Source organism: Mannheimia sp. USDA-ARS-USMARC-1261 (assembly GCF_000521605.1).
Taxonomy (GTDB): domain Bacteria; phylum Pseudomonadota; class Gammaproteobacteria; order Enterobacterales; family Pasteurellaceae; genus Mannheimia; species Mannheimia indoligenes.
Map to the genome: position 1 here is coordinate 791,663 of NZ_CP006942.1, position 11,337 is coordinate 802,999.

The window sequence follows — 11,337 nt, forward strand, 5'->3', positions numbered from 1 at the left end:
TTTGCAAAACAGGCTAAATTTTCTTAAAATTCAGCCTTATTTTATTTTGTAGCCTAAGAGAAAGAATAATGTCAGAAAAACACTATGGGGCGGATGAAATTACCGTTCTGAAAGATCTTGAGCCGGTGCAGCTTCGTCCGGGGATGTACACCGATACTACTCGCCCAAACCATTTGGGGCAAGAGGTGATTGATAACAGTGTGGACGAAGCATTATCGGGCTATGCCGATAAAATTGATGTTATTCTCCATAGCGATAATTCATTAGAAGTCGTGGATAATGGGCGAGGAATGCCTGTGGATATTCACTCTACTGAGAAAATTTCAGGCGTTGAGCTTATTTTAACGAAGCTGCACGCGGGAGGTAAATTTTCAAATAAAAATTATACCTTCTCCGGCGGTCTGCATGGTGTGGGAATTTCGGTGGTAAATGCTCTTTCCGAGCGTGTGGAAATTCAAATTAAACGTGGCGGTGAAGTGTATTCCATTGCATTTGCCAACGGAGCAAAAGTGGAAGAGCTGACGGTTATCGGCACTTGTCCGAAAAAGCAAACCGGGACAACCGTTCGTTTTTATCCAAACCCAAAATATTTTGATAGCCCTCGATTTTCGGTGAGCCGTTTACGTCATTTGTTACGTGCCAAAGCGGTACTTTGCCCGAAACTCACCATTAATTTCATTGATAAAATCAATAACACCGAAGAAACTTGGTACTACGAAGACGGTTTATCCGATTATTTAACCGAAGCCTTAAATGGCTATGAAACCGTGCCAAATCCACCATTTATTGGTGATGTAACCGCTGAAACGGAAGCAGTAAGTTGGGCTTTAACTTGGCTACCTGAAGGTGGTGAGTTAGTGGCGGAAAGTTATGTAAACCTTATTCCAACTGCACAAGGTGGCACACACGTTAATGGTTTACGTAACGGCTTGCTTAAAGCGATGGTGGAGTTCTGCGAAATCCACAACCTGTTACCGAAAGGAGTAAAACTGACCGCTGACGATGTTTGGAATCGTTGTGCTTATGTGCTTTCACTCAAAATTCAAGAGCCACAATTTGCAGGGCAGACGAAAGAGCGTTTATCTTCTCGCCAAGCCTCAAGCTATGTGGATAACACTTTAAAAGATGCGTTTAGTTTGTGGTTAAATCAAAATGTGCAAACCGGTAAATTGATCGCAGAAATGGCGATTAGTTCCGCTCAGAGCCGTTTGCGTGCAGCGAAAAAAGTGGTACGTAAAAAGCTGGTAAGCGGACCGGCTCTGCCGGGTAAATTAGCGGATTGTACTGCACAAGATTTAAGTCGCACTGAGCTTTTCTTGGTGGAAGGGGATTCTGCCGGCGGTTCGGCAAAACAGGCTCGTGATAAAGAGTATCAAGCCATTCTCCCTCTACGTGGTAAAATTTTAAACACGTGGGAAGTATCATCAGACCAAGTATTAGCTTCACAAGAGGTTCACGATATTGCGATTGCATTGGGAATTGATCCGGATAGCGATAATTTAGAGGAATTACGTTATGGCAAAGTTTGTATTCTTGCCGATGCAGATTCAGACGGTTTGCATATTGCAACCTTGCTTTGTGCTTTATTCCTCCGTCATTTCCCACAATTAGTGAAAAACGGGCACGTTTATGTGGCAATGCCACCGCTTTATCGTATTGATATTGGGAAAGATGAAGTGCATTACGCCTTAGATGAGAGCGAAAAAGAGGCGATTTTAGCACGTTTATCCAAGAAAAAAGGCAAGCCGAATGTACAACGCTTTAAAGGTTTGGGTGAAATGAACCCAAGTCAATTGCGTGAAACCACGATGGATCCGAGTACTCGCCGTTTAGTGCAACTCACATTTGATGAAAGTGTGGATGTAGAAGAGGGCGAGGTCAGTACCTTTGAAATTATGGATATGTTGCTCGGCAAAAAAAGAGCGGAAGATCGTAAACAATGGCTGCAAAATCGAGGTGATGAAGCAGATTTAGCGGTTTAGTGCATTACAAGTGGTAAGATTCTGTTAATAATTTGCAAATAGGCATAGTGTTTCAGCACTATGCCTATTTTTACGCTTTCTTTTTCTTTAATTTGTCCCACATTTTATCTTCTTGTCCTCGCCATAAACGTTGAATATTGTCGTGGTGGCGGTAGACCAATAAACAACATACTAAGGCAACAGGGAAAGTAAATTGTGGCTCAAACCACCAAATATAAAACGGTACAAGTAGGGCAGTTAGCACTGCACTTAAAGATGAGTAGCCGGAAATCAAAAACACCAAAAGCCAAGTACAAATTGCTCCACCTGCAACAATAAAACTCAACGCAGAAATTGCCCCAAATGCAGTAGCAACGCCTTTTCCGCCTTTAAATTGAAAGAAAACCGGGAAAATATGCCCCAGACAAACCGCTAATGCAATAAAACCAAGTTGTGAAGGAGATAAGCCAAAATAAATTCCCATTGCCACAGGTAATGTGCCTTTTAAAATATCGAATAAAAGCACGCCCAACGCCGCACTTTTACCCCCGATTCTAAGCACATTGGTTGCTCCGGCATTATGCGAACCGGTTTCTCTTGGGTCGGGCAAGCCTGCAAGTTTGCAGAAAATTACTGCACTTGAAATTGAGCCTAGCAAATAGGCAATCAAGATCAATAAATAGGGAATTAAAGTCATAAATTTTCCTGATTAAATTTATCTTGTGCTATATTTTACAGAAATTCTAAAAATATAACAGGACGAAAAATGAGTGATAAAGTGTTTATTCGAGAGCTAACTGCATTTGCTTCTATCGGGGCGTATGATTGGGAACATACTATTAAACAACGTCTGGTGTTTAATATTGATATGGCGTGGGATTTTTCCAAAGCCGCAGAAACCGATGATGTGAAGTATTGCTTGAATTATGCAGAAGTGTCGGAAAAAGTGATACATTTTGTAGAATCTCAACCGTTTAAATTGGTAGAAACCGTTGCCTATCAACTGGCAGAATTATTGCAAAAAGAGTACCAACTTTCTTGGATTCGCATTGAATTGCATAAGCCTAAGGCAGTGGCTCAAGCAAGTAGTGTAGGCGTTATTGTAGAACGAGGTCATCAATGATCTCATCATCACTGAAATTAGGTTATTTTAGTTTAATTATTGCGACCCTTTTCTGGGGTGGAAATTTTGTATTAGGCAAAGTGTTAAGCGGCTCAGTTCAGCCTATTACATTAACCTATTTGCGGTGGTTACCGGCATTTTTAATTTTGGCTTTGCTCTTTTTTCGCCCGACTTTACGAGCTATACCTTTATTCAAACCCCGTTTAGGCGTAATGTGGGTGCTGGGGCTACTTGGGGTAATTTTGTTCCCTGCTACTTTATATGAAGGCTTAAAAACAACAACGGCACTCAATGCCAGTCTCTATTTAGCTATTTCGCCTGTTTTGGTATTGCTTTTAAACCGACTTGCTTTTAAAGAGCAAATTAGCCCGATTATTTTAATAGGTGCAATTATTAGCTTGCTCGGTGTACTGTGGCTATTAATGCAAGGGGAGCTTTCTCGTTTAGTCAACCTTTCAATTAATAAAGGTGATTTATGGGCGATTGCATCTACTGTAAGCTGGGCGGTTTATTGCTGTGTGATTCGGCTACGTCCGCAAGGCATCAGTAATACCGTATTTCTTACGGTATTGGTTGGATTAGCGGTTATCACTTTAACGCCTTTCTTTATTTATGAATATACAACAGAATCTGCAAAAAATTTAGCAAATTTGACCGCTTTACAATGGAGCGGAATAGGTTATTTAATTATTGGACCATCCATTCTCTCTTACGCTTTTTGGAATTTTGGTATTGCGATAGTGGGTTCAGCTAAAGGAACGGTAATGACTAACTTTACACCACTGTTTGCAGCCATTTTTAGCATCATTTTATTAAATGAAGCAGTCCATATTTACCATATTATTAGTGCCGTATTGATTACGGTAGGCATACTGATTTGTAGCTATAAAAAATATTAACCGGAGGTAGTAATATGTTTCGTACAGAAATTTTAGAACGTTTTGAACAATTAATAGCGGAGAAAAATTGTGAAATCACAAAAGCGGTAATTGAGCAACTTATCAGGCAAGATTTTCACGGACAGTTATCTTATGAAGTTGTTGATGAACTATGTGAAGAATTTAAACGTTCTCGCATTGAATTAGCCCTATTTTGTATTTCAATTGCCGCTTGCTATGCGGTTACGCCTGTCTCTCATTTTAATGTTGGAGCAGTAGCAGTTGGGAAACGTGGCGATTTCTATTTCGGGGCAAACCAAGAATTTTCGGGGGAATGTATGCAGCAATCAGTTCACGCAGAGCAGAGTGCGATTTCCCACGCGTGGCTTGCTGGCGAAACCTTGATTACAGATGTAGTGGTTAATTACACCCCTTGCGGACATTGCCGCCAATTTATGAATGAACTTAGTGGAGCTGAAAATCTAAAAGTACACTTGCCACACAGCCAAGATAATTTATTACATAGCTACTTGCCGGATAGTTTCGGACCAAAAGATTTAGGCATTGAAAAAGTCCTATTTGACAACCAACCACAACAGTTTGCAACTACAGGCGACAAATTACAACAAGCCGCCATTGCTGCTGCAAATACGTCTTACGCACCTTATAGCAAAGCCTTTAGTGGGATTGCATTACAAGTCGGCGAACGTATTATTTGTGGCAAATATGCTGAAAATGCGGCGTTCAATCCAACTTTTTTACCGCTACAAAGTGCATTGAATTATCGCCTATTTTTAGGATTAGCCGATGTGCCTGTTGAGCGAATTGTGTTAGCCGAAGCAGAAGGCTCATTAAGTAGTAGAGCAATGACAAAAGCCTTAGCTAAATCCTTATTGGATTTAGACATTGAATATGTTTCACTACAAGCGGTCTGATTTTTAATTATTTTTGCGATTTAATCACTATTTTCTAAAGCGAGCAAAAATGCTTGCTTTTTTATTCTCTATCTTTTTGATTTAACGCATATTTTGGTGTTTTTTTACTAATGGCAAGTTGTAATTTTAGTTAAGATATTTCCCATAATATTAAAAATATAAGGATTTGAAATGAATAATGCACTCATTTTAGAACAAGTTAAAAAGAACCGACGTGATATGGCTATTTTTATAGCGGACGTTGTTCTTTTCTTTGTTTTACTAAACACATTACCTTTTGAGCCGGAGCCAACCAAAGGCTTAGCTCTTTTAGCTTTTGTTGCTATTTTATGGCTCACGGAAGCGGTTCACGTTACCATTACTGCTCTTTTTGTGCCTGTGTTGGCAATTGCATTGGGGGTGGTTACTTCAAAAGAGGCATTAAGTGCCTTTGCTGATCCAACTATCTTCTTATTCTTTGGAGGTTTTGCATTGGCTGCCGCATTGCATATCCAAAAAATTGACAAAATGATCGCAAATAAAATTATGGCTCTGGCAAAGGGAAAATTATTTGTTGCCGTACTTTATTTATTTGGCGTTACGGCTTTTTTGTCAATGTGGATGAGTAATACCGCAACGGCTGCGATGATGCTACCTCTTGCATTAGGCATTCTCAGTAAAATGGACAGAGAATCGGAACGCAATACTTATACTTTCGTATTACTTGGTATTGCGTATAGTGCAAGTATCGGCGGAATGGGGACTTTAGTCGGAAGCCCACCAAATGCGATTGCAGCTTCCCAGCTACACCTTACATTTTCCGATTGGTTGATGTATGGCTTGCCGGTTATGTTGATTATTTTGCCATTAGTCATTTTTATTTTATATATCACTTTTAAGCCTAGATTTAACCAAGATTTTGAGTTTGAATTTGAACAAATTAACTTTAATCGGCAACGTGTTATTACGCTGAGCATTTTTCTGTTCATTGCGTGTTGTTGGGTGCTAAGTAGTGTGATTAATCCGCTTATTTCAAGCTCCTTAGGCTTAAAATCTAATATTGGCAACTTTGATAGTATTATTGCACTCGTTGCTTCCTTGTTATTGTGTGTAACAAAAGTAGTGAGTTGGCAACAAATTCAAGACAATACAGAATGGGGAATATTATTTCTCTTTGGTGGCGGGCTCACCTTGAGTGCCGTACTTAGCCATACAGGGGCAAGCCGAATTATGGCGGAAGGTATTATCTCTTTAATTGAAGGCAAACATTATTTTATTGTGTGCTTAATTATTGCTGCTTTTATTATCTGCTTAACGGAGTTTACTTCAAATACCGCAAGTGCAGCATTACTTGTGCCGATATTTATCTCTATTGCAGAGGCTTTAAATATCAACCCACTTGGATTTGCCTTAATTATTGGGCTAGGGGCATCTTGTGCCTTTATGTTGCCTGTAGGAACACCACCTAATGCCATTGTTTACGGCACAGGTTTGGTTAGACAAAAAGATATGCTCAAGTCTTATAAAATCGACTTGCTTTGTATATTAGTGATTGCCGGAATTGGTTACTGGTTCTGGTTGTAAATGAAAATAGCCAAGTGATTACTTGGCTATTTTTTTATAAAAAGGGAATTACTTACCCCAAACTTCTTCTGCAATTTCTTTAATTAAGTTTAATTTCGCCCACTGTGCTGCTTCAGTTAAAATATTCCCTTCTTCGGTGGATGCAAAACCACATTGTGGCGATAAACATAATTGGTTAATCGGTACAATTTGAGCAGCTTCTTTAATACGTTCGATGATCGCATTTTTATCTTCCAAATCACCAAATTTCGAGGTAATTAAACCTAAAACCACTTGTTGATTTTTAATATGACGTAACGGCTCGAATGTACCTGCACGCTCGGTATCATATTCTAAGAAGAAGCCATCAATACGACACTTACCGAATAATGTTTCAGCAACAGGACCATAACCACCTTCCGAGAACCAAGAAGAACGGAAGTTACCACGACAAATGTGCATTGTAATAGACATATCAGCCGGTTTGGCATCAACAATACGATTTAATAAGGCAACATATTTTTCGGCTAAATCAGTTAAATCGAAACCTCTTGCCTCAAATTCTTTACGTTTGTCTTCGGCACAGAATTGTCCCCAGCTTGTATCATCTAGCTGTAGGTTGCGTAATCCCATTTCGTAGAATTTGTGCATTGCCTTAATATAAGCATTGGCAATATCATCATAAAGTTTTTGCTCGTCTTGATATTGTGGTAGTGGCTGGTAGTTTTCATCTCGCACACAGCAGATAACGTGCAACATTGTTGGAGCAGGAATAGTAAATTTAGTTGGATAATCGCCTGCTGCTTCTTTTAAAATGCGGTAAGCATCAATAAAAGAGTGATTGTCCGAGAAATCAATATCACCTATGATTTTTACGGTTTGACCCTTCGGCTTATGACCCGTGAAGTTTACATTAAAGACTTCTGTTTCTTTCCAATCCATACCGTCTAATTCAGCTAAGAAATCCAAATGCCACCAAGTACGGCTGAATTCCCCGTCAGAAACCGCTTTTACGCTGTGTTGTTTTTGCAGTTCAACGAGTTTTTTAACCTCTTGGCGAGTTACTTCTCTGAGTTCCTCACGGCTAATTTTTTGTTGGTTGAAATCTTCTCTCGCTTGCTTTAACGCATCAGTACGCAGAAAACTGCCTACAATATCATTGCGATAAGGGGCTTGGGTACGAATGGTTGCTTCCGGAAATAATTGGCTCATAAAATCACTCCTTGTAATTGTATTGTGTTATAAACACTGTTAATCATAGCAAAAAGAGCAATAAAAAGCCCTTCATTAACTTATGAAAATTAATGAAGGGCAGTATGAAAATTTTTACTATACAAGCGGTGATCTTTTGCAAATTTTTTGCAATTTTTAACCGCTTGTTAAAGGCTATTATTGCGTTGCCACAATAGTGCCGTCTTGGTAATCCACTGTTACAGGTTTATTCGGTAATAATTTACCGCTTAAAATCTGTTGAGCAAGCGGATTTTCAAGCTCTTGCTGAATCGCACGTTTAAGTGGTCTTGCTCCGAATAATGGGTCAAAACCGGCATTGCCGATATGATCTAACGCTGCATCGGTTACCGTTAGGCTATAACCACGTTCTGCCAAGCGAGTGATTAAGCGTTGTAGCTGAATTTTCGCAATTGAACGGATATGATCTTTTCCTAACGAGTGGAACATCACCGTTTCATCAATACGGTTGATAAACTCAGGGCGGAAATGGTGTCCAACAACTTCCATTACCATCTCTTTAACCGCATCATAGCCCTTATGTGCATTCTCTTGAATGAGATGTGAGCCTAAGTTTGAGGTCATAATCACAACGGTATTGCGGAAATCCACCGTTCTGCCTTGCCCGTCCGTTAAACGTCCGTCATCTAACACTTGCAGTAAAATGTTAAACACATCAGGGTGGGCTTTTTCCACTTCATCAAGTAATACAACAGAATAAGGACGTCGGCGAACCGCTTCAGTTAAATAACCGCCTTCTTCATAACCAACATAGCCCGGAGGTGCACCCACTAAGCGAGACACGCTGTGTTTTTCCATAAACTCAGACATATCAATACGCACCATTGCATCAGGGTCATCAAACAAGAAGTTGGCTAATGTTTTGCTTAATTCCGTTTTACCCACGCCGGTCGGACCTAAGAATAAAAACGAACCAATCGGTTTATTCGGGTCAGAAAGCCCTGCACGGCTACGGCGAATGGCATTTGCCACCGCATCCACTGCTTCATTTTGACCGATAACACGAGCGTGCAATACGTCTTCCATACGAAGGAGTTTTTCTTTCTCGCCTTCCATCATTTTAGCAACAGGAATGCCCGTTGCTTTTGAAAGCACTTCGGCAATTTCTTCTTCGGTTACTTTGGTGCGAAGTAATTGCGTTTCTGCATTTTTTTCACCATTTTCGACCGCTTGTAACTGCTTTTCTAAGTTTGGAATCACGCCATATTGCAACTCAGACATCTTCTCAAAGTTGTTCTCACGGCGAGCTTGATCCATCGCAATGCGAGCGTTTTCAAGCTCCTCTTTAATATGTTGTGTGCCAAGCAGTGCTGATTTTTCCGCTTTCCATACTTCCTCAAGCTCTGAATATTCACGCTCTTTGGCTGCCATTTCTTCATCTAACTTCGCTAAACGTTGGCGGCTTGCCTCATCTTCCTCTTTTTGTAACGCTTGGCGTTCCAATTTGAGTTGAATAATGCGGCGTTCAAGCTTATCTAATGGCTCAGGTTTGGAATCAATTTCCATACGCAGGCTGGATGCCGCCTCATCAATTAAATCAATCGCTTTATCGGGCAACTGACGATCCGACACATAGCGGTGCGAAAGCGTTGCCGCCGCTACGATAGCTGGGTCGGTAATTTGAACGTGGTGGTGAATTTCGTAACGCTCTTTTAAGCCACGCAAAATCGCAATGGTGTCTTCCACCGTTGGCTCGTCCACTAATACTTTTTGGAAACGGCGTTCAAGGGCGGCATCTTTTTCAATGTATTGACGATATTCATCAAGGGTAGTTGCCCCTACGCAGTGTAATTCACCTCGTGCAAGGCTTGGTTTGAGCAAGTTGCCGGCGTCCATTGCACCGTCTGTTTTACCTGCCCCGACCATTGTGTGAATTTCATCAATAAAGAGGATAACCTGCCCTTCTTCTTTGGCGAGTTCGTTTAAAACCGCTTTTAAACGCTCTTCAAATTCGCCACGATATTTCGCCCCGGCAATCAATGCTCCCATATCAAGCGAAAGTACACGCTTGTTTTTCAAGCCTTCCGGCACTTCACCATTGACAATACGCTGTGCCAAGCCTTCCACAATCGCCGTTTTACCCACGCCCGGTTCGCCGATAAGCACTGGGTTATTTTTGGTACGGCGTTGTAATACTTGCACCGCACGGCGGATTTCTTCATCACGCCCGATAACAGGGTCTAATTTGCCTGCTTTGGCTCGCTCGGTTAAATCAATGGTATATTTTTTCAATGCTTGACGGGTTTCTTCCGCATTTTGATTATTCACGTTTTCTCCTCCTCGAATTTGGCTAATTGCTTGTGTGAGTTTTTCTTTACTCAAGCCAAACTTTTTAAATAATTTACCCAAATCACCGTTATCTTCAACAGAGGCTAACACAAACAGTTCAGATGAAATAAAGCTATCACCAAATTGCTGTGCCAACTTGTCTGATTGATTTAACAATCTCACTAATTGCTGTGAAACCTGTGTATTACCGCCTTGAACTTGTGGTAAGCGGTCTAAAATGGCTTGCAATTCGCTAATCAAGGTCTGCACATTGATATTTAATGCCGTAAAGAGTGGGGCAACTGAGCCGCCATCTTGTTTTAGTAAAGCATACAGTAAATGAGCAGGTTCGATATAAGGGTTATCTTTTCCGACTGCAAGCGATTGCGATTCAGCTAACGCTTCTTGCAGTTTAGTTGTCATTTTTTCAAAATTCATATTTACTCCAGAATCTATTTATTTTTAATAATGAATTAAGCGATGTAATAAACGCTTAACCTTTCACGATGTTATAAATAGTGTTTGTCAAGCAGTTTTCAAGTAAAAATGTGAAAAAGATCACAAAAATAAATAAAATAACTCCCAATAAGTAGTTTAATGTTAAAAATTTGATAAATATCAATTCATTTTTATTTCACTTCATTTACACTCCTCCAAAGTTTACCTCGTTATAGGTAATCTGATTATTTTTGAGGAAATTAAAATGAAAAAAACAACTTTAGCAATTCTTTTAGGTAGCACTTTATTAGCAGGTTCAGCAATGGCACACCAAGCGGGCGATACAATGTTCCGTTTTGGTGCGGTACACGTGCAAGCAAATTCAGAATCTAACACTGTTACGCCGGTTAAGATTGATTTAAAAGTGAAAAACAACACTCAGTTAGGCTTAACTGCAACTTATATGTTAGCGGACAATGTGGGTATTGAATTATTAGGTGCAACACCGTTTTCTCACAAAATTAACGGTAAAGTGCCTGCGTTAAACTTAGATTTAGGCAGAGTAGTAAGCTTAAAACAATTACCTCCAAGCCTTTATGCTCAATATTATTTCTTTGAGCCAACGGCGAAAGTAAAACCTTACGTTGGTGCAGGTATTAACTACACTCGCTTCTACCACGCTAAATCAGTTCACGCAGCAGTTACCAATTTAGATGTGAAAAAACACTCTTTCGCACCTGTGGCTAACTTAGGGGTAGATGTGAAATTAACTGACAACATCTACTTCAACGCAGCAGCGTGGTACACACGTATTAAAACCACAGCGAAATTCCAAACGCCAACATTGCCTGTGTTAAACCACGAAGTAAAAGTAAAACTTGACCCTGTTGTATTATTCGCAGGTTTCGGTGTGAAATTCTAATTCCCTTTGATATTTAGCT

At 40.2% G+C, this 11,337-nt stretch carries 9 protein-coding genes; 6 read left to right on the forward strand and 3 right to left on the reverse strand.

The window, feature by feature from the left end; genetic code table 11:
• Positions 1 to 68 precede the first annotated feature (68 nt).
• Positions 69 to 1,982 (forward strand): DNA topoisomerase IV subunit B, encoded by a 1,914-nt coding sequence (gene parE, locus X781_RS03805; protein ID WP_025235645.1) that lies wholly within the window; start codon positions 69 to 71, stop codon positions 1,980 to 1,982.
• A 70-nt stretch (positions 1,983 to 2,052) separates the two neighbouring features.
• On the opposite strand, the gene plsY is transcribed toward parE, so the two are convergent.
• Positions 2,053 to 2,658 (reverse strand): glycerol-3-phosphate 1-O-acyltransferase PlsY, encoded by a 606-nt coding sequence (gene plsY / locus X781_RS03810; protein WP_025235646.1) that lies wholly within the window; start codon positions 2,656 to 2,658, stop codon positions 2,053 to 2,055.
• 69 nt (positions 2,659 to 2,727) lie between these two features.
• Here plsY and folB point away from each other — a divergent pair, with 69 nt between their 5' ends.
• The 4 genes from folB to X781_RS03830 all read left to right on the forward strand — a co-directional run bounded on the left by folB (position 2,728) and on the right by X781_RS03830 (position 6,460).
• Positions 2,728 to 3,084: a dihydroneopterin aldolase gene (gene folB / locus X781_RS03815; RefSeq protein ID WP_025235647.1), complete on the forward strand. Its 357-nt coding sequence runs from the start codon at positions 2,728 to 2,730 to the stop codon at positions 3,082 to 3,084.
• Entirely contained in the window at positions 3,081 to 3,983 is a 903-nt protein-coding gene (locus X781_RS03820; RefSeq protein ID WP_025235648.1) for a DMT family transporter, read from the forward strand. Before folB ends, X781_RS03820 begins: the two co-directional genes overlap by 4 nt.
• A gap of 14 nt (positions 3,984 to 3,997) precedes the next feature.
• Entirely contained in the window at positions 3,998 to 4,897 is a 900-nt protein-coding gene (gene cdd, locus X781_RS03825) for a cytidine deaminase (RefSeq protein ID WP_025235649.1), read from the forward strand.
• Positions 4,898 to 5,068: 171 nt separating this feature from the next.
• Positions 5,069 to 6,460, forward strand: a complete 1,392-nt coding sequence (locus X781_RS03830; RefSeq protein WP_025235650.1) for a DASS family sodium-coupled anion symporter — start codon at positions 5,069 to 5,071, stop codon at positions 6,458 to 6,460.
• A gap of 48 nt (positions 6,461 to 6,508) precedes the next feature.
• Here X781_RS03830 and X781_RS03835 read toward each other — a convergent pair whose 3' ends face one another.
• Together X781_RS03835 and clpB are read right to left on the reverse strand one after the other, a co-directional pair.
• The gene (locus X781_RS03835) at positions 6,509 to 7,651 is read right to left on the reverse strand and encodes a 5-methyltetrahydropteroyltriglutamate--homocysteine S-methyltransferase (protein WP_025235651.1); all 1,143 of its coding nucleotides are present in this window, start codon (positions 7,649 to 7,651) and stop codon (positions 6,509 to 6,511) included.
• Between the two features lie 177 nt (positions 7,652 to 7,828).
• Complete coding sequence (clpB, locus tag X781_RS03840; protein WP_025235652.1) at positions 7,829 to 10,396, reverse strand: ATP-dependent chaperone ClpB; 2,568 nt, start codon at positions 10,394 to 10,396, stop codon at positions 7,829 to 7,831.
• Between the two features lie 265 nt (positions 10,397 to 10,661).
• Here clpB and X781_RS03845 point away from each other — a divergent pair, with 265 nt between their 5' ends.
• Positions 10,662 to 11,318 carry an OmpW/AlkL family protein gene (locus X781_RS03845; RefSeq protein ID WP_025235653.1) on the forward strand — a complete coding sequence of 219 codons (657 nt, stop codon included), beginning with the start codon at positions 10,662 to 10,664 and terminating at the stop codon, positions 11,316 to 11,318.
• Positions 11,319 to 11,337: the final 19 nt, after the last annotated feature.

Excerpts from the sequence above, each read along its gene's own strand:
- parE (WP_025235645.1), top strand. The coding sequence starts at position 69 with ATGTCAGAAAAACACTATGGGGCGGATGAAATTACCGTTCTGAAAGAT.
- plsY (WP_025235646.1), bottom strand. The coding sequence starts at position 2,658 with ATGACTTTAATTCCCTATTTATTGATCTTGATTGCCTATTTGCTAGGC.
- folB (WP_025235647.1), top strand. The coding sequence starts at position 2,728 with ATGAGTGATAAAGTGTTTATTCGAGAGCTAACTGCATTTGCTTCTATC.
- X781_RS03820 (WP_025235648.1), top strand. The coding sequence starts at position 3,081 with ATGATCTCATCATCACTGAAATTAGGTTATTTTAGTTTAATTATTGCG.
- cdd (WP_025235649.1), top strand. The coding sequence starts at position 3,998 with ATGTTTCGTACAGAAATTTTAGAACGTTTTGAACAATTAATAGCGGAG.
- X781_RS03830 (WP_025235650.1), top strand. The coding sequence starts at position 5,069 with ATGAATAATGCACTCATTTTAGAACAAGTTAAAAAGAACCGACGTGAT.
- X781_RS03835 (WP_025235651.1), bottom strand. The coding sequence starts at position 7,651 with ATGAGCCAATTATTTCCGGAAGCAACCATTCGTACCCAAGCCCCTTAT.
- clpB (WP_025235652.1), bottom strand. The coding sequence starts at position 10,396 with ATGAATTTTGAAAAAATGACAACTAAACTGCAAGAAGCGTTAGCTGAA.
- X781_RS03845 (WP_025235653.1), top strand. The coding sequence starts at position 10,662 with ATGAAAAAAACAACTTTAGCAATTCTTTTAGGTAGCACTTTATTAGCA.